General features: G+C 56.3%; 11 protein-coding genes and 1 tRNA gene. 9 read left to right on the top strand and 3 right to left on the bottom strand.

Annotated features, from left to right (window positions below; genetic code table 11):
- Positions 1 to 83: 83 nt before the first annotated feature.
- Positions 84 to 4,694: a translocation/assembly module TamB domain-containing protein gene (locus WX88_RS14740; RefSeq protein ID WP_156176149.1), complete on the bottom strand. Its 4,611-nt coding sequence runs from the start codon at positions 4,692 to 4,694 to the stop codon at positions 84 to 86.
- A 335-nt stretch (positions 4,695 to 5,029) separates the two neighbouring features.
- Between WX88_RS14740 and tsaD the strand changes: the two genes are divergently transcribed.
- From tsaD to WX88_RS14715, 5 genes are all read left to right on the top strand, one after another.
- A complete protein-coding gene (gene tsaD, locus WX88_RS14735) occupies positions 5,030 to 6,043 on the top strand; it encodes a tRNA (adenosine(37)-N6)-threonylcarbamoyltransferase complex transferase subunit TsaD (RefSeq protein ID WP_046245158.1) in 1,014 nt (337 codons plus the stop codon).
- 111 nt (positions 6,044 to 6,154) lie between these two features.
- A complete protein-coding gene (gene smpB / locus WX88_RS14730; protein ID WP_046245157.1) occupies positions 6,155 to 6,613 on the top strand; it encodes an SsrA-binding protein SmpB in 459 nt (152 codons plus the stop codon).
- Positions 6,614 to 6,688: 75 nt separating this feature from the next.
- Positions 6,689 to 7,495 carry a C40 family peptidase gene (locus WX88_RS14725; protein WP_231590713.1) on the top strand — a complete coding sequence of 269 codons (807 nt, stop codon included), beginning with the start codon at positions 6,689 to 6,691 and terminating at the stop codon, positions 7,493 to 7,495.
- A 165-nt stretch (positions 7,496 to 7,660) separates the two neighbouring features.
- Complete coding sequence (locus tag WX88_RS14720) at positions 7,661 to 8,155, top strand: HNH endonuclease (RefSeq protein ID WP_046245156.1); 495 nt, start codon at positions 7,661 to 7,663, stop codon at positions 8,153 to 8,155.
- Between the two features lie 75 nt (positions 8,156 to 8,230).
- Positions 8,231 to 9,298, top strand: coding sequence for a fatty acid desaturase family protein (locus WX88_RS14715; RefSeq protein WP_046245155.1), 1,068 nt, complete (start codon positions 8,231 to 8,233; stop codon positions 9,296 to 9,298).
- Between the two features lie 79 nt (positions 9,299 to 9,377).
- Here the strand turns inward: WX88_RS14715 and WX88_RS14710 are convergent, their stop codons facing one another.
- A complete protein-coding gene (locus tag WX88_RS14710) occupies positions 9,378 to 10,187 on the bottom strand; it encodes an FkbM family methyltransferase (RefSeq protein ID WP_082116045.1) in 810 nt (269 codons plus the stop codon).
- 199 nt (positions 10,188 to 10,386) lie between these two features.
- Positions 10,387 to 11,223: an alpha/beta fold hydrolase gene (locus WX88_RS14705; protein ID WP_046245153.1), complete on the bottom strand. Its 837-nt coding sequence runs from the start codon at positions 11,221 to 11,223 to the stop codon at positions 10,387 to 10,389.
- A gap of 154 nt (positions 11,224 to 11,377) precedes the next feature.
- Here WX88_RS14705 and WX88_RS30080 point away from each other — a divergent pair, with 154 nt between their 5' ends.
- From WX88_RS30080 to cphA, 4 genes are all read left to right on the top strand, one after another.
- A complete protein-coding gene (locus tag WX88_RS30080) occupies positions 11,378 to 11,980 on the top strand; it encodes a hypothetical protein (protein WP_156176148.1) in 603 nt (200 codons plus the stop codon).
- 163 nt (positions 11,981 to 12,143) lie between these two features.
- On the top strand, positions 12,144 to 14,183 hold the full coding sequence (gene rpsA, locus WX88_RS14700) for a 30S ribosomal protein S1 (RefSeq protein WP_082116044.1): 2,040 nt from the start codon (positions 12,144 to 12,146) through the stop codon (positions 14,181 to 14,183).
- Between the two features lie 115 nt (positions 14,184 to 14,298).
- Positions 14,299 to 14,369, top strand: a tRNA-Cys gene (locus WX88_RS14695).
- A 159-nt stretch (positions 14,370 to 14,528) separates the two neighbouring features.
- Positions 14,529 to 17,171: a cyanophycin synthetase gene (gene cphA / locus WX88_RS14690; protein WP_046245152.1), complete on the top strand. Its 2,643-nt coding sequence runs from the start codon at positions 14,529 to 14,531 to the stop codon at positions 17,169 to 17,171.
- Positions 17,172 to 17,274: the final 103 nt, after the last annotated feature.

The raw sequence follows: 17,274 nt of genomic DNA, 5'->3' as shown, positions 1-17,274 counted from the left end.
AGGGGAATAATGATGCGATGATAAGCGCCCGGTAACTCCCTCCCTGTTGAGAGAAAGAGTTACCGGGCGCTTATCATCTATCATCAGAGATTCGTTTTTGGGTCCTCGTCCACGGTCAGCACTTCCTTGCCCTGACGGGCTTTTTGCGTGTTCCGTTCCCTGCGTTTGGGGTTTTTGCGCCTGAAAAGCTCTCCAAACGAATTAAACTGCTCGGTGTGCAGCAACGACAAGCCCGCACGCGGCTGATTAATGGTTTCCAGGTCGCGCGGGGTGGTTTCGTAGCGCAGCTTGGTGCGGAACTTCCCGTCGGGCCGCAGGTAATATTCCAGGCTGAGGTCGCCGAGTAGGGAGGCCTGGCCGGCGGTATTGCCGGTGCCGGGCAGGGCAGTACCAGAGTTACTATTGACCAGGTTGGCATTGCTGGTGAAGCCGCCTTCCCGGGTTACGCGCAAGCGGCCATTCAGAAAAGAGTAGCTTAGGCGCACTTGTAGGGCCTGCAGCTGCTCAGCCGTGAGGCCGTTGATGTTGAAGTCTATTTCTAGGTTCTGGTCGATTTGTGAAGTGAGTAAGCCCAACTGCGTACTCAGTATCTGCCCCAGGCTGTTTTGCACCGTATTATCCTGGCCACGCAAGGAAATCGTATTGCCAAACGAGCCCGGTGGCGAAAGCTGCTTGAATACCAATAGGCTGAATACCTGTCGGTTCAATTCCTGCTCATCGTTGCGCAACGACGAAGTGAAGGCCGCCAAATCGCCTTGCAGCGTGCCGGGCGCATCGTTGAATTCCAGGCCCAAGCGAATAGCCGGCAACAGCAGCGGTCCGGTCAGAGTCATCACCGCCGTGACGGGTACTACGGCCGCGGCTCCAGTAGAACCCGTGCCCAGTATCGGGGCCAGCGACGTGCGCTGAGTATAGGTGGCCGTCACGTTCATTTCGCCAGACAGAGGGTCACCGTTCCAGGAAATGATGCCACCGGGCCGCACCACAAACTCTTTGTTTACCAGGCCCTGCAAGGTGAAATTATACGCGCCACGTACGATTTCTACTTGGCCAAACATATTGAAATCGCCCCGCGTGTCGATGGCCATGCGCAGCTGCCCGGCCGCCGAGCCGCGAATCACGTCGCCAGTACTTTCATCCAGCAGGATTTCCATATAGGCTTCCGGCGTGATGGTCAGGTTCATGTCGAGCTTGATACCCGACAAGTCGACTTTGTCCTGCACCGCCACCGTCTCCGCCTTTTTGGTGATGACCGTATCACCTACGGGGTTGTTGTTCACAAACTTGATGTAGCCGGCCTTCTCGGCCCGGGCCGCATTGTCGAGGGGCAAGGAAATGCGGGTACTAGCCTCGCTGCTGGCTCGGACAATGATGTTCAGGTCGTCTGTAGGGCCGGTTACCCGGGCCGTGCCGGTGCCGTAGGCCGTGCCGAAGTATAGGTCATTGTCCCTGCGCGTAGTATTAAGTACCTGCATCTTGCGGAAGCTGGCCGCGATACTGAGACTCATATTGCTGAACCCGCGGTGGCTCACCACTCCGTCCACGGTGCCGGTGTTACCCATGGGGTCACGCAGCTTGATATTGCGGAACGCAATGCTGGTGCTGGTGAAGCTGATGCGGTCGGCAAAAGTGTACGTCGTACCCAAGTAGCCAAAGGTGAGGCGGCCATTACTCACATTTACAGCCCCAATCAGATTGGGCGACGAGAACTTGCCCGTTAGCCGCAATTCGCCTTGGCCGGTACCGCCCAGGTTTTTGAACAGAGAGCCCAAAAAGGGTTGAGCCAGCACAATAGGAGCATCGTTGAGTGTGCCCGTCAGGTTGAACTGATTGGTGGCATCCTGCGGCGCGATGTCGCCAAGTACCGTTAACACCGACTGCCCGCCGCGGGCCACGTCCATGTTCACTACCAGCTTATTGGCGTTGTTGTCCCAGTTGCCACTGCCCGCTACCTGCCCGATAAGAGTCTTGTCGTAGGTCAGCGAATCCACTCCCAGCGTGCTGCTGATGGTGAGGGGGCCATACACGCCGCTTACGGTGCCTTGGGCATTCACGCGTCCGCCCAGGCGCTGCCCCGTCAGGCTGTTCAGCGTCGCCAGCTCAAAGTCTTTTATCTGAAGCTGAAGCGGCGGCTTGCTGGTGTCGGACGAGATAAAGCCTTGGGCACCCACAAATTGCTCACCATTGCTGAAGGTCAGGTTGGTGATATCAAGCTCCTTGCCATACTCTGAAATCCGAATGGAGTTATCGGCGGCAATAGTCCAATCCTTGTCCAGCAAGTGCAGGCCCGATTGCCGGAATACCACTTCCAATGCTTGTGGTAAAAAGCCCAAGGACCCATTGATGGCCGCCCGGTTCGTAGTGCCGATCTGGGCCAGCGAGGTCGAGAAGTTGATGCGCTCCTGGTCCCATACACCTTCGACCACAAACTTCTCGGTGCGCCCCAGGGTAGGGAGCACCTGCCGGTCGCTCGTAATGCTGGCCTGAGCCAGTACTTCCGGCTTATTCGGCAGCTTGGAGGTCAGGAAGTCGAAGTTGTCATTTATTGTTTGAACGGGACCGTAGCGCAAGCTGTCGAGGTGGCCGCCCAACTGAAAAATCGACGTCTCACCATTGCGGAACGAGCCGTCGATGCGGCTGCCGTTAGCTACCTGCAAGTCGGGCACAAACAACGCCAGCACGGGGTTGGGGCGCTTCAGATTTAGCAGCAAGTCAACCTGATAAACCAGCGCTTCCCGGTTGCTTTTGCGCCGGTAATAATCGGCCGTGGCCGTAGCGTTGCTTTCAAAGTTGAGGCGATACTCGGTGATAAGCCTCTGCACGTCGCGCACTACATCAGAAGTATTGAAAGCTCCGGTTACGCTGGCATCCATCGCTTCCGAGCGCAGGGTTACGCGGCGCTGGTTGCGGCTGTTGCGGGTGCTCATGATGTCGAGCGTATCGAGGTCCAACTTGCGGTTCGCCAGGGTGAAATGTGACCTGCGCAAATACGCGTGGCCAATGAGCGAGTCGAGCTGCAAGCCTTTGAATTTGACGGCGGCCGTGGTAGCTACCGTGAGCGGTTGTCCCATCAGGCCCAGCGTGCGCAGGTTGGCGTAGTCAATTCTGGTTTTAATATCTACATCCTGATGCTCGTGGTCTAAGTCTACGTGGCCATCGGCTACGAGGCGCACGGCCGGGTCATCTATGGTGACATGACCATTAAAAGCCTGCTGGTGAAAATCCCCGTTAAGAGAAATATTTTTATAACGGTAGCCATTGAGCCAGATGCTCGGCACATTGGTGGCCACCTGCCCCCGCGCAAACGGCGGCAAAAAGCCTACCCCCGCCACTTTGCCATTCAGCGTCACGTCCCGAATCACGCTTTCATCGCCCAAAAACTTGCCCAGTTGAAAGGCGTTAGAGCGCACCGTTCCTTCGTAAGCCGCGTGCGTAAGGTCAGTCTTTGTCTTGAGGTTCACGTCCGTAGCTACAAAGCCCAGCGCGGTATCGAACGAAGCGTTGGCCACGAAGTCGTTATAGAATCCCAGCACTTGGCCCTGTAGCTTGACGGTGCCGAGGCGCTGCACGATTTTGTTGGCTGAGGCCGGTAGCCACTTCTGCAAGTCGCTGGCCATTACCACCGATGGCAGCAGACGTAGGTCAACAAAGCTTTCCTGATAATTAGGCAAGCCATCAGCGTGGGCGCGCTTGGCCACGATGTGCGTGCCCTTGCCGTAGCGCACGTCCAGATTGTTTACCTTGAAATCGCGCACGTAACCCGAGGCATCCCCCGAAATAACCACCGATTCGTGCATGGTGGCCAGCTGCGGGGCAAACTTGGCAATATCGTCGCTGAACACCTGCGAGCCCCGCAGGCGGGCAATGGTCTTCATCGAGTCGTTATAATCGCTGAAGTTGCCGAATATCCGATATTCAAAGCGCAGGTAATCTTTGATTTGGCTGCGACCCACACGCAAGCTCAAGTCCTTGAATTCCCAGAAGTGCGGTCCGTAAAGCATATCCGCCGTGATTTCGCGGAGCTGCGTTTGCGACGGCGTTTCCACTGCGTGCAGATTGCTGATGCGTAGCCCCAGTGTATCACCTAAGCGTATTTTGGAGATGTCGGCATAAATGCTGTCCACCAGCAGATGGTCATAATCAATGCTTTTGCCGTAGGTCGGCTCGCGTGGCTCGTCGGCTTTCTCAATGGCAAAGTGACCGTTACGTAGGGCAACACCGCCAATCTTAAAATCGAATGGTGCTTTTTTGGTTGTGTCGGTAGAGGGGCCCACCAGCCGCCGTACCGTCGCCATAAGCTGACTGAAGGTGGTGGAATCGGGCTGGCCGGGCAGGTTTTTTAGCTCAAAGCGCGGTTCATTCAGCGTGAGCGTACCGATGTGCAGGTGCCGCGGGTCAAACACCGAAAACAGAGAAATATCCGCATCGGCCCGCCCAATGCTGAATAGCTCGCCGCCGCGCCGGTCCAGCACGCGCACCCCATCCAGTAGCACGCGGGAAAATGGCCGCACATCTACCCGCCCCACTATTACCTGCTGCCCAAGCTTTTGAGTGAGCATATCGGCCGCCTTATGCGCCAGCCGCGTTTGCACGCTGGGTACCCGTAGCGCAATCAGCACCCCCACGATGGCTAATAGCACTATTAGCCCCAGGGCTAGCAGCACTTTTAGCAAGATGGAGAAGAAACGACGCACCGGGCAAAGATGATGAAAAAGAAAAACGCGGGGTAATCCGCAAAGTTGCGGATTTTTAGCTGTTGGGTCCAACCGTTGGCCGCGCAGCCAAGCCAAGGGAACGGACGATGCTGGGCTTGGGTTCAACTCTTTCGCCCGTCGGGAGCGTTGATATAAGCGCCCTCACGCTACCCACAAACTGTGCCGCTACCTTTGCAGCCCCGCCCCACAGCATGCCGCGAAGTACCAAATGCAGCCGTATTGAGCAAAGCAGCCGGCCTGGGCATGTCCCGGTTTAGCCGCGCTGGCTAACGTCTGAAAGTCAAAATTTATAATTCGAAATCACTAATTTCAGCATGCCCGCCCACCCCATCATCCTCGCCATTGAATCCTCCTGCGACGACACCGGCGCGGCTGTTCTGGCAGGTGGCCAGTTGCTAAGTAACGTCGTAGCCACCCAAAAAGTACACGAACAGTACGGTGGCGTAGTGCCCGAACTGGCGTCACGCGCTCATCAGCAACATTTGGTGCCTGTCGTTACGGCCGCCCTCCGGGAAGCTGGTGTCACCCAAGCCGACCTCGATGCCGTAGCCGTAACGCAAGGCCCCGGCCTACTCGGCTCCTTATTAGTGGGAGGGATGTTTGCTAAAACGCTGGCTTTAGCGCTCGACAAGCCACTGTTGGCCGTGAATCACATGCGGGCCCACATTCTGGCTCACTTCCTGCGCGACCCCAAGCCGAGCTTCCCTTTCCTCTGCCTCACCGTGAGTGGCGGCCACACCCAGCTCGTAGTGGTGAAGTCGGCTCTAGAAATGGAGGTAATCGGGCAAACCATCGACGATGCTGCCGGAGAAGCCTTCGATAAAACCGCCAAGCTCCTCGGCCTGCCGTATCCCGGTGGGCCCCACCTCGATAAGCTGGCACGCGAAGGCAACGCCCAGCGGTTTGCTTTCCCCGTTGGGGCCATGCCCGGCTACGATTTTTCGTTCAGCGGCCTGAAAACCTCAGTACTATATTTCCTGAAAAAAGAAACCGCCACTAACCCCAACTTTGTGGCCGAAAATCTGGCCGACCTCTGTGCCAGCATCCAACACACCATTGTGGCTACGCTGCTGCGCCAACTCCGCCGGGCCGCGGCCGATGCCGGCCTGACCCAAATAGCCCTGGCCGGCGGCGTGGCTGCCAACTCCGGTCTGCGCACGGCGTTAGAGGCCGAAGGCGTGACGCAAGGCTGGCAGGTATTCATTCCCGATTTCGCATTTTGCACCGACAATGCTGCTATGGTAGCCATGACGGCGCATTTCCAGTACGAAGCCGGCGACTTCGCCACCCAGCTCAGCAGCCCCGACCCGCGGTTGAAATTGACGTAGGTGGTACTGCGAAGTGCTAGCTTCGCGACCCAATTGCTCCGTCAGGGCCGTTGAAAGCTGTTCAGGCGGTACTGCCTGCGACGTTCCTGTTCCCGACCCCATCCCATTTCCATGGCCAAAGACGACAAACCCGCCATCATCAATATCAAAAACCGCCGCGCCAGCCATGAATACACGTTTCTGGCCAAATACAATGCGGGCGTGATGTTGCAGGGCACCGAAATAAAAAGCATTCGCGAAGGCAACGTAAATCTCACGGATGGCTATTGCCTCTTCCACACCGATGGCAGTCTCTGGATTCATTCCATTCGTATTGCGCCCTATTCTTTAGGTACTTACAACAACCACGACGCCATGCGCGAACGCAAGCTTCTGCTCAACAAGCGCGAGCTCAAGCAGCTGGCTGGCAAAAGCGTCGACCAGGGCCTGACCATCATTCCCCTGCGCCTGTTCGTGACCGACCGTGGCTTCGCCAAAATCGAAATCGCCCTTGCTCAAGGCAAAAAGCTTTATGACAAGCGCAACGACCTCAAGGAAAAAGCCCAGAAGCGCGACATGGAGCGCATGTAAGCAATGAGTGAATGAGCAAATGAGTGCATGAGTGAACCCATTGCTGCCGTTCTTTGCAGTCACTCATCCACTCATTTGCTCATTCACCCCTTGAATCCCGGCATCTGCGCCCTGAGCGCCGTCCCCGTCCGCGCCGAGCCCAACGACCGGGCTGAGTTGGTTACCCAGCTGCTGTTTGGCGAGTGCTACCAGATACTGCTGGCTCAGGACAGCTGGCTCCAGGTGCAGCTCGCCGCCGATGATTACCTCGGCTGGATTGATGTTAAGCAGCATACGCCGGTATCGTCTGAGTACTATGCGGCTTGGTGTGCGCAAGACCACCCTCGGGCCCTCGATGTAGTGCAGGCCGTGAGTGATGCTACCACCAAAATCCCGCTCACGCTAGGGTGCCGCTTGCCATTTTTCGACGGGATGAACCTGCGCCTGGGCGACCGGCAGTACTTTTTCAACGGTGCCGCCACCAACCCCACTGCCGCACCCGACCCCGTGCGCCAGGCCGCGCTACTCCGCAAAATGGCCCTTGTGTATCTGAAGGCGCCTTACGTGTGGGGCGGTAAAAGCATTTTCGGGCTCGATTGCTCCGGCCTCTGCCAGCAACTCTATGGTCTAGTGGGCATTCAGCTCCCGCGCGACGCCCGCCAGCAGATTGACCACGGCCGCTCGGTGCATTTCGTAGCCCAAGCCAAGCCCGGTGACCTGGCCTTTTTCGACAATGCCGAGGGCCGCATTGTACACGTGGGCATGGTCATGGACGAAGGCCAGATTCTGCACGCTCACGGCGAAGTCCGTCTCGACCCGCTCGACCACAACGGCATCTTCAGCCGCGACCGGCAGCGCTATTCCCACAAGCTGCGCCTGCTCAAGCGCCTGCTGCCAGACTAGAAGGCGAGGCTACCGGTTTTCGGCCACCAGGCGTCAGGCTGAGCGCTGCCCAAGATGATGTTCTGTTGACGGCCGTGCTCCTCGATGAACTTAACCCTATACGGCTTGTTTATCTGCTTGGAAACCGCTAGATTTCGGCGGGTTATCCGAGCCTGAACGCGTTGTATGGACCAAAAAGTGTTAGTGCTGAATGGCGACTATACGGCCATTACCCTGTGCAGTGTGCAAAAGGCCTTTGTGCTCTTGTTCCTCGACAAAGCCGAAATGGTGGCCAAGTCAGAGCATGGTACCCTACGGACCATTTCGCAATCCTACCCCAAGCCGAGCATCATTCGCTTGCAGCGCTATGTGCGCGTGCCCTATAAAGGCATTGCCCTAAGCCGCCACAACATCTTCAAGCGTGACCATTTTGAGTGTCAGTATTGCGGCTCAACCAAAAACTTAACATTGGACCATGTGGTGCCGCGCTCTCGCGGCGGAGAATCTTCGTGGACTAATTTGCTCACCGCTTGTGCGCGCTGCAACCACGCCAAGGGCCATCATACGCCTAATGAAGCAGGCCTAACCATTCGGCAGCAGCCCAAGAAACCGACGCTGGCCGGTTTTCTCAAGCTCTCAGCCGGTACAATTGACCAGAATTGGCATGCCTATTTAAACTAAGCTGAAGGATGTAAGGTTAGGAGGGGGTACCTTTGTTTGGGTCCACTCTAACTTCTTCCACTTTATTCTTTGCTTATGGCTCTCCCCAAGTTTGCTGCCACCCGCTCGTTTCATGCCGAGTTGAAAAACCGCATTGATGAGTACTTCAACGAGTCCGGCCAGCGGATGACCGGAAATGCCAGCTTAGTATTCAAAGGTGTTCTGCTCGTGGCTATGATGGTCGCCTTGTACGTTCACCTGGTGTTTTTCACGCCGGGTACTGGCTGGGCCCTTCTAGAATGTGCGTTGTTGGGTTGCGTCATTTCGGCCATTGGCTTCAATGTGATGCACGATGGTGCGCACGGCAGCTTTTCACAGTATCCGTGGGTCAACCGGGTTGCAGCTTATACGCTGGGGGTGCTGGGCGGTAGCCCTTACATGTGGAATTCGAAGCATAATCTCATCCACCACATGTATACCAACATTGAGGGTCACGATGATGACATCAACATCCAGCCCTGGATGCGTATGACCCCCGACCAGCCCAAGCACCCGCTGCACCGCTATCAGCACTTCTACTTCTGGGCTCTGTACTGCATGCTCTACACGTCCTGGATTTTTGCCATGGACTACCAAAAATACTTCACCCGCCAAATCGGGGCTATTAACCTCAAGCCAATGAGCATCGGTGAGCACATCAGCTTCTGGGGTTTCAAAGCCCTGAACCTGTTCCTCTACGTGGCGCTGCCCATCTACATGGTGGGTTTCCTGCCTTGGCTGGCAGGCTTTTTCCTGAGTACCGCCGTTGCGGGCTTCGTGCTGAGCATGGTATTTCAGCTCGCGCATACTGTGGAAGATGCCGCTTTCCCTGTGCCCCACGCTACCACTGGCAAGCTGGAAGATGAGTGGGCCATCCACCAGGTACGCACTACGGCCAATTTCGCCACTGAGAATAAAGTAGTAAGCTGGCTCGTAGGTGGCCTCAATTTTCAAATTGAGCACCACTTGTTTCCTAAAATCTCTCACGTGCACTACCCCGCCATCAGCAAGATTGTGCAGCAGGTGTGCCGTGAGTTTGATATTACGTACAACAACTATTCCCGCACCCGCTACGCGGTTGCCTCTCACGTAGGCTTCCTGCGTCAGATGGGCCGGGCCGCGTAATTAATCAGCAGCGTTTTTAGCGCATCAAAGACCTCACTCAGGCTGCAATTGCTGAGGTGAGGTCTTTGTTTTTAGGACGTTATACCAAGGGAGGCTGGGGGTTACGCGCCACAAATAGTCCCATTTGAGCGTGTCGGCCTGCTGCTTGCTCCCAGGAAAATCCCTGCGTCCGCACTGCCTGCTGGACAACTGTGTAGCTCGCCACCGAATGGATTTCAATGAGCAACAGGCCCACCTGCTTCAGCCAATCGGTAGAGTTGGCAAATACTTGCTCTTCGTAGTCTTCAATGTCGATTTTTAATAAGTCGACCCAGGGCAGGTCCTGCGATTGCAGCAAGGTGGACATGGAAATGGCTGCCACTTCCACAGTTCCCGTTTCCGCACTGATTTTGGCATTGTACGCTTGTGGGCTAGAGTCAATCTTCACCTTACCATCGGCTACGCCCAGCGCGGCTTGCACAGCCACGGCAGGAGTGCCGCGCAGATTGTGTTGCAGCAGCCGGAAATTAGCGGGCTCCGGCTCTACGCAAACAAGCCGCGAAACTGGAAATTTCTCCAGAAAAAACAGTGCGGCCAAGCCTACATTGGCCCCCACATCTACCACCGTGCGGAACCGGCCGTTCTGTAGTTGAGGCAAATCATAAGAGTGCTGCCAGAAAATTTCGTAAAGAATGCTCAGGTCGCCGGCGTACGTTCGCAAAGCGGTAGGGTGGGGCGCATTAGCCAGCTTAAGCGAATATTCAATCTGCTCTGCTTTCTGTGCCTGCGTAGGACTCGCGTGACTTTTTGCTGCTGCTCTGCTCTGTAGCACCAACCGTAGAAAAGTGCCGGGCGTGCGAGCAATGCGCCGACAGAAAGACAACTTAGACAGCGAAGAAGCAACGCTCATGGAGGATGATACTGGAATAATTGTGGCCCCGTAGGAGCCCGATGGGTCAAAGCTACGCCTAGTGGAAAGATTGGGGTTTCGGGATGCTCACCCACTATTCTTTCAATTGTTTTGCCAATGAGCTTTTCGCAGGGAAGGCCCGATTAACAAGCAGAGCTTGTTAATCGGGCCTTCCCTGTTTGTAATTAAGAGGAGGGTTCTACTTGCTGATGAAAGCAAGTAGGTCACGGCTCAACTCGTCTTTGTTGGTGAAGAATAAACCGTGCGGCCCACCTTTGTACACCTTCAGCTCGGCGTGCGAAATCATGTTGGCCGTCCGTTCACCGCTGGCCTCGAAGGGCACCGTAGCGTCCGCATCGCCGTGAATGACCAGCGTGGGCACCTTTATCGTCTGTAAATCGGCGCGAAAATCAGTGGTAGAAAAAGCTACGGCGCAGTCGCGGGTCGCATTCGGCGCCGCCAGCGAGGCCACCGTGAAGTTCCAATCCAGCACAGCCTGGCTCACGGGATGGCTAATCATCCCCACGCCATAAAAGCTTTTGGCGAAGCTTTGCAGGAAGTCGAACCGGTCTTTCGTAAGGGCATCACCGATTTGGTCGAACACCGATTGCGGCACTCCCTCCGGGTTATCGTCGGTTTTAAGCATGAACGGCGTCACCGCGCCCACAAAAGCTACGCGGGCAATGCGGGCGTCGCCATAGGTGCCAAGGTAGCGCGCTATTTCGCCGCCGCCCATCGAGAAGCCGACCAGCGTTACATTGTTCAAGTCCAACTCTTCGAGCAAGGCGTTGAGGTCGGCAGCAAACGTATCATAGTCGTAGCCCGTCCAGGGGCGTGACGAACGGCCGAAACCGCGCCGGTCGTAGGCAATAACGCGGTTGCCGGCCTTAGCCAAATCAATAGCTTGGTGCTCCCACATGGTATGGTCGAGCGGCCAGCCGTGGATGAGCACCACCGGGGCGCCCTGTCCCCAGTCTTCGTAGAAAATATTAATCGGGTTGCCAGCCGTGTCTTCGCCTGCTTTGATATAGGCCATGAGGTAAGGAGTTTGGATGAATTGGTATTCTATCCTTACGGACGTGGCGTTGTGTGGGGTTTGGCGGCGTAGCGTTAAGATTGTGGCTTGCTTGCGGCAATAAGCGAGTGAGCGGCGACGATTCTACTGTGTTACTCACCAATAATGGCCTACTATGAAAATGACGTTGTTAAAGGCTTGTTGCTTTGGCTGCGTGGTCGCAGGATGCTCTCAGCCTTTGCCAGTACTAGTGCCAGTTACGGCACTCAAAGGATGTGTGAGCTTAACAATTCCAGTCGAATGGACCAATCATCAAATGCTGCATGGGTGGGCTTCCGATTGTAATGGATGCTCCTACAGCGAGCCAAGTGACTATTTTGGAGAAGATTCATTGGTGCAAACTCCAATAACACCTCCAACGAGAAGCTTTTGCGTTGTTGGGTCGACCATTCAACCAGGAAGCTTCCTACGTTCCTTTCCATTCAAGCCAGATGCTAAAGCGGAAGCCCGTACTCTAAAGCAGAAAGACCCTTCTGCTACTGATGAGGAGATAATTGTCTCGCCGAAAACTAAAACGGTAGAGGTCAGCTATAGAAGCCAAATAGATGAAAAGGGGCCGGCGTATTACTGTAAATCAATCACATATTTTGGGCCCAACCGAAGGGTGCGAGTTTCCTTTAAAGGCAAGGACAGTCCAAAATTCAGAGAAACTGTAGCAGCCATGCGCAACAGTATTCAAATCAAGCCAGCCTTTCTCAATGAAGAGATTGACAAGTAGATAACCTGCATTCTTCATTCGGAAAACTCCCTCATAATCCGTACCTTTGCGCCCCCGCCAGGGTGGCGGGCTTTGCTGCGCAACGGCAAGGTGTTCAACAAGAACCGCGTACTGGCCCGGGCACCGGCTGCTACGTTTATCTAAGAGGTGTCCAAAAGCTATTATGGCAGAATTAGTTGACGATTTCGACTGGGATAATGTCGGAGCCACCGGTTTTGGTGGAAACTACTCGGCAGACCAGCGTGCCGAGATGGAGAAAATGTACGGTGACACACTCACGACCGTACAGGAAGAGGAAGTAGTGAAGGGAACCGTGGTTGGCATCACCGACCGCGACGTAATCCTGAACATCGGCTTCAAATCCGATGGTTTGGTGTCGATTACTGAATTCCGCGACCTGCCCGATTTGAAAATCGGCGACGAGGTTGAAGTGTTTATCGAAGACCAAGAAGACACCAACGGCCAGCTCATCCTGAGCCGTAAGAAAGCTAAAATCAAGCAGGCCTGGAAGGCTATTTACGACGCGCTGGAATTGGATACGATTCTGGAAGGCGTAGTGAAGCGTCGCACCAAAGGCGGCCTCATCATGGAGCTCGACGGCGTAGAAGCCTTCTTGCCCGGCTCGCAAATCGACGTGAAGCCCATCCGCGACTTCGACATTTACGTTGGCCGTCGCATGGAAGTGAAAGTTGTGAAAATCAACTCCGCTTTCGATAACGTGGTTGTTTCGCACAAAGTACTCATCGAGAAAGACCTCGAGAAGCAGCGCGAAGCCATCCTCAACAACCTCGAAAAGGGTCAGATTCTGGAAGGCAACATCAAGAACATGACCAACTTCGGCGTGTTCATCGACCTCGGCGGCGTCGACGGTCTGTTGCACATCACGGACATCTCGTGGGGCCGCATCGCTCACCCGAGCGAAGTACTGACCCTGGACCAGAAGCTGAACATCGTGGTTCTGGATTTCGACGAAGCCAAGAAGCGTATCAGCCTTGGCTTGAAGCAGCTGACTCCCCACCCATGGGATTCGCTGCCCGCCGACCTGCAGCCGGGCTCGAAAGTATCGGGCCGCATCGTGAACGTGGCCGACTACGGCGCATTCATGGAAGTGGTACCGGGCGTAGAAGGCCTCATCCACGTTTCGGAAATGAGCTGGAGCCAGCACCTGCGCAACCCGCAGGACTTCATCAAGCAGGGCGACACGGTAGAAGCGCAGATTCTGACGCTCGACCGCGAAGACCGCAAAATGAGCCTCGGCATCAAGCAACTGACCGAAGACCCCTGGACGCGTGGCGACTTCGGCGACAAGTACGCCGTAGGCACCAAGCACAGCGGCCTCGTGCGCAACCTGACCAACTTCGGCCTGTTCGTGGAGCTGGAAGAAGGTGTAGACGGCCTCGTGCACGTGTCGGACCTGTCGTGGACCAAGAAAATCAAGCACCCCTCTGAAGTGGTGAAGGTGGGCGACAAGCTGGACGTAATAGTATTGGAGCTGGACCTGGGTGCCCGTCGCCTGGCCCTGGGCCACAAGCAGTTGGAAGAAAACCCCTGGGACACGTTCCAGTCGGTATTCACGCCTGGCTCGGTACACCGGGCTACCATCACCGAGAAGTCGGAGCGTGGCGCGGTGCTCGAATTGCCTTACGGCATCGAGGGCTTTGCTTACCCCAAATCGTTGGTGAAAGAGGACGGCACGACTGCCGAGAACGGCGAAGCGCTGGACTTCCGCGTGACCGAGTTCTCGAAGGATGACCGTCGCATTGTGCTCTCGCACACGGCTATCTTCAACAAGGAAGCTGCTGCTGAAGACGACAGCCGCAACGCCAAGTTCAAGAAGAAAACCAATGCCAAAGGCGGTGAGCCCCAGGGCGAAGGCAAAATCAGCGACCTGAAGAAGCCGGAAGAGAAATCGACCTTGGGCGACCTCGACGCGCTGAGCGCCCTGCGCGACCAGATGATGGGCAACGAGCGCAAGGCTGGTGAGCAGAAGCTGAAAGCCGCTGCTGCTGCTAAGCCCGCTCCGGCTGCTGAGGAAGGTGGCCTGCTGGCCGGCATCACCGGTGCTGCTTCTGCGGCTTTCGACACGGTGAAGCACGCTGCTACGGATGCTGTGGAAGCAGCCGGTGACTTGGTTGACAAAGCCAAAGACCTGATTGCCGGCGACGATGCCGCCGACAAAAAGGATAACGAAGCCAAAGCTTAGTGCCTGACTTTGATTGAGAAAAAGCCCCGGCCGCAACGCCGGGGCTTTTTTTATACTGAAATCTTGCCTACCCCAACTGGGCTGCCTACCTTTGCGCTCCCAAAAGACCACTACTGGTGACGTGACCGAGTGGCTAGGTAGAGGTCTGCAAAACCTCCTACGGCGGTTCGAATCCGCCCGTCACCTCTGATTACCAACGAAGAAGCCCCGTTTGCCACTTGGCAGACGGGGCTTTTTTCATGGCGGAAATCATGATTTACAGTTTTAGGCAGCATTATACCTACATTTCGCAGCCAAGCCGGAAATCCGTACGTACGGTATTTCAAACGCCCATCCTTTAGTGTTATGAAAATAATAGACCTACGTACCATGCGTGGACCTAGCTACTGGTCCGTGAAACACACCAAGCTCATCGTTTCCAAAGTTGATTTAGAAGAATTCGCGGGTAAATGGTCCAATACCATGCCTGGGCTGGGAGACCGGCTCATGAAATTATTTCCCGACATTGGCCAGCCCCAGCCCAATGGCATGAGCGGCGGCAAGCAGTCGGCGAAGCGCCCGCCGCTGGACCTCGACCAATTGAACGACGGTGAGCCCTTGGGCCACGTTATTTACCACGTAGCCCTGGAACTACAGCGACTGGCTGGCATGCCCGTGTACTGGGGTAAGTCGTATCCCGCCCGCGAAGAAGGCGTCGAGTACGTCGTCTTTGCCTACCAGGAGGAGCGGGCCGGCCGCCGGGCCATTGAGGCCGCAGTAGAAATTGTGGAAGGAGCCTGCCGCAAGCAGAAGGTCGACCTGAAGCGCATCATCGACGAACTGCACGAAATTCGGGAGGAGGAGTTTATCGGGCCCAGCACCTACAGTATCGTGGCGGAGGCGGCCTCGCGCAACATTCCCTACATCGCGCTCAAGAATAGCAACATCATTCAGCTGGGGTACGGCGTCAACCAAAAGCGCATCTGGGCCACTACTACGAGCTACACTTCGCACGCCGGGGTGGAGGTGGCTGGCAATAAGAACCGCACCAAGGCCATGCTCGACGACGCGGGCGTGCCTGTGCCGCGCGGTACCACCGTGTATTCGGAGGAAGGGTTGCGCGATGCCATCGACCGGCTGGGCTTTCCCATCGTGACCAAGCCCCTCGATGGTAACCACGGCAAAGGCGCTACCATTCGCATTACAAACTGGGAGGACGCGACGGCCGGCCTGAAAGCGGCTCAGGAATACTCGCGGGCCGTGATTGTGGAGCAGTTTGTGGAAGGCTTCGACTTCCGCCTGCTCGTAGTCAATGGCAAGCTGATTGCCGCCGCCAAGCGCACGCCAGCCGCTGTGACCGGTGATGGCCGCAGCACTATTCAGGAGCTCATTGACGAGGTCAACAAAGACCCCCGCCGTGGTGTAGGCCACGAAAAAGTGCTGACCGCTATTAAAGCTGACAAGCACACTACCAATATTCTGAAAAGCAAGGGCCTGACGCTAAAGTCGGTGTTGCCGGCCGGCGAAACGCTGTATCTGAAGAGCACGGCCAACATCAGCACCGGTGGTACGGCCAGCGACGTTACCGACCAGATGCACCCCTATAACGTGCTGCTCGCCGAGCGGGTGGCCGGCATTGTGGGGCTTGACATCTGCGGGATTGACCTGATGGCAAATGATATTGCCGTGCCACTCAACGAGAGCCGCGGGGCGGTGATTGAGGTGAATGCCGCGCCCGGTTTCCGCATGCACATTTCGCCCGCCGATGGGCTGCCGCGCAACGTGGCCGCTCCGGTGGTCGACATGCTGTTTCCGCCCGGCGCCACTGCCCGCATTCCCATCATTGCCGTAACGGGCACCAATGGCAAGACGACCACCACGCGCCTTATTGCGCACTTGGTGGCCAGCAAAGGCTATAAAGTAGGGTTCACCACTACGGATGGCATCTACATTCAGGGCGTGCAGCTGCAAAAGGGCGACTGTACCGGCGGCGTCAGCGCCGAATTTGTACTAAAAGACCCCACCGTGAACTACGCCGTGCTGGAAACCGCTCGCGGCGGCATGCTCCGTTCCGGCTTGGGCTTCACCAACTGCGACATTGCGGTGGTGACCAACGTGGCGGCCGACCACCTGGGCATGCGGGATATCTACACCGTGGAAGAAATGGCGGCGGTGAAGGGCGTATTGCCCCGCACGGTGCGCAAAAGCGGCTGGGCGGTGCTCAATGCCGACGATGACCTAGTGTATGCCATGGCGCGCACCGTGGACTGCCGCGTGGCTCTGTTCAGCATGAACGAGAAGAACCCCCGCATTCTGGAGCACGTGGAAGCGGGCGGGGTGGCGGCCGTGTACGAGGAAGGCTACATCACCATCTATAAAAACAGCTACAAGCTGCGCATCGACCGGGCGGCCGAATTCCCGGTTACGTTTGGCGGCCGGGCGGGCTTCAATATTGAAAATAGCCTGGCGGCGGCCTTGGCTGGTTACCTGGCGGGCTTCGACCGGGACGATATCAAAACGGCTTTCCGCGCCTTCGTACCATCGGCCTCGAAAACACCAGGCCGAATGAACATCTACAAGTTTCCGAAGTCCGAAGTCATCGTGGACTACGCGCACAACACGGCCGGCATTCAGAAATTTGCCGAGTTCATGGACGCTACCACCGCTACCCGTAAGATTGGGGTAGTCTCGGGCCTGGGCGACCGCCGCGACGAGGATACCATGGGTTTTGCCCGCGTGGCGGGCCGTATTTTCGACGAAGTGGTGCTGCGGCAGGACCGCGACCTGCGTGGCAAAACCGCCGAGGAAATCAAAGTCTTGATGGAACGCGGCCTGCGCCTCGACAAACCTGATTTGCCCATCACGTACATCGAAAACGAGATGGCCGCCATCGACCACGTGCTGGAAACGGCCCCCGAGGGCTCCGTTATTACGCTCTTTACCGAGAACATTTTGGCCGTGCTTGCCAAGCTCGATAAATACGAGGCGCTGGTAGCGGATGCCGTGTAGGCAGCAAGCAAAGCGTACAAAAAAGCCTGGGCCATCAATTGATGAACCAGGCTTTTTTGTGTTAAAAATTACTGAATCTGCACTTCTGAACTACTTCATTTTA

This window comes from Hymenobacter terrenus (assembly GCF_000972495.1).
Lineage (GTDB): Bacteria > Bacteroidota > Bacteroidia > Cytophagales > Hymenobacteraceae > Hymenobacter > Hymenobacter terrenus.
The sequence above is the reverse complement of the archived record's forward strand: the minus strand, read 5'-3'. Positions and strand labels throughout refer to the sequence as shown.

What these genes read in the sequence shown, in the direction of transcription:
- smpB (WP_046245157.1), top strand. Translation starts at nt 6,155, where the DNA reads ATGGCCAAAGACGACAAACCCGCCATCATCAATATCAAAAACCGCCGC.
- WX88_RS14705 (WP_046245153.1), bottom strand. Translation starts at nt 11,223, where the DNA reads ATGGCCTATATCAAAGCAGGCGAAGACACGGCTGGCAACCCGATTAAT.
- WX88_RS14715 (WP_046245155.1), top strand. Translation starts at nt 8,231, where the DNA reads ATGGCTCTCCCCAAGTTTGCTGCCACCCGCTCGTTTCATGCCGAGTTG.
- cphA (WP_046245152.1), top strand. Translation starts at nt 14,529, where the DNA reads ATGAAAATAATAGACCTACGTACCATGCGTGGACCTAGCTACTGGTCC.
- WX88_RS14720 (WP_046245156.1), top strand. Translation starts at nt 7,661, where the DNA reads ATGGACCAAAAAGTGTTAGTGCTGAATGGCGACTATACGGCCATTACC.
- WX88_RS14710 (WP_082116045.1), bottom strand. Translation starts at nt 10,187, where the DNA reads ATGAGCGTTGCTTCTTCGCTGTCTAAGTTGTCTTTCTGTCGGCGCATT.
- rpsA (WP_082116044.1), top strand. Translation starts at nt 12,144, where the DNA reads ATGGCAGAATTAGTTGACGATTTCGACTGGGATAATGTCGGAGCCACC.
- tsaD (WP_046245158.1), top strand. Translation starts at nt 5,030, where the DNA reads ATGCCCGCCCACCCCATCATCCTCGCCATTGAATCCTCCTGCGACGAC.
- WX88_RS30080 (WP_156176148.1), top strand. Translation starts at nt 11,378, where the DNA reads ATGAAAATGACGTTGTTAAAGGCTTGTTGCTTTGGCTGCGTGGTCGCA.